The sequence below is a fragment of the Pseudomonas sp. 30_B genome (assembly GCF_017491605.1).
In the GTDB taxonomy this organism is placed as follows: domain Bacteria; phylum Pseudomonadota; class Gammaproteobacteria; order Pseudomonadales; family Pseudomonadaceae; genus Pseudomonas.
This window is the reverse complement of record NZ_JAFGYY010000163.1, coordinates 1-525: the sequence shown is the minus strand read 5'-3', so window position 1 is coordinate 525 and position 525 is coordinate 1. Positions and strand designations below refer to the sequence as shown.

Here is a 525-nt window from a genome sequence, read left to right as displayed (position 1 = left end):
GCGTTACGGACTGGCAGGCTAATCCGCTACAATCGACCTTTACCGATTTTTCATCGTGTTTGTTTCATGGCTAACGGCACTCAAGACGGCATTCAAATCCGCGGCAGCGTCCCCGCGATCGTCACCCCGATGCTCGAGGACGGCGGCCTCGATCTGGCGGCCTTCCGCAAGCTGATCGACTGGCATATCGAAGAGGGGACGGATGCCCTCGTCGTGGTCGGCACGAGCGGCGAATCGGCGACGCTTTCCGTCGACGAGCACGTGCTCATGATCGAGACCGCGGTCAAGCACGCGGCGAAGCGGATTCCGATCGTCGCGGGCGCGGGCGGCAACTCGACGACCGAGGCGATCGAGCTGTCGAAGCATGCGAAGGCGGTGGGCGCCGATGCGACGCTGCAAGTGGTGCCGTACTACAACAAGCCGACGCAGGAAGGGATCTACCGCCACTTCAAGGCGATCGCCGAGGCGGTGGACCTTCCGGTGATCCTGTACAACGTGCCGGGCCGCACTGTCGCGGACATGTCG

Annotated in this window: 1 protein-coding gene; it reads left to right on the top strand. The window is 63.2% G+C overall.

The annotated features are described in order from the left end of the window. Window positions 1–66: 66 nt before the first annotated feature. On the top strand, window positions 67–525 hold a 459-nt coding region (locus J5M67_RS27735), incomplete at its 3' end, for a dihydrodipicolinate synthase family protein (protein ID WP_207888586.1).